Here is a 368-nt window from a genome sequence, read left to right as displayed (position 1 = left end):
GGATAGACGGCCAGGGACACCGCCACCTTGTCCGCCGACGGGCTCAGGCGGTAGGCGTTCACGTCCAGCGGCAGGCTGGTGACCTGAACCGGCGCCGCCGTGGGCGAGGCGACGCGCCAGACCTGGCTGGTCCCCGACTTGCCGGACAGGAAGTACAGGTTGCCGTCGCCGCCCCAGCGGGCGGTGTTGGCGCCCTGGTCCGAGATGGCCAGCCGGCGCGGGGCCTGATCCGATGCGTTTAGGTCCAGCATCCACAGGCTGCCCGCCCGCCGGTTCGCCGCCACGTCGGTGGTGGTGACGGAATAGACGACCCAGCGACCGTCCGGCGACACCTGCGGATCACCCAGCCGGTTGGCCGAGATCATGTC

At 70.9% G+C, this 368-nt stretch carries 1 pseudogene; it reads right to left on the bottom strand.

The features are described 5' to 3' along the window. Positions 1-368: pseudogene (locus B2U11_RS08630) on the bottom strand (S9 family peptidase); the annotation flags it as partial.

The sequence above is a fragment of the Brevundimonas sp. UBA7534 genome, from assembly GCF_002479325.1.
In the GTDB taxonomy this organism is placed as follows: domain Bacteria; phylum Pseudomonadota; class Alphaproteobacteria; order Caulobacterales; family Caulobacteraceae; genus Brevundimonas.
This window is presented reverse-complemented; position numbering and strand designations above follow the sequence as displayed.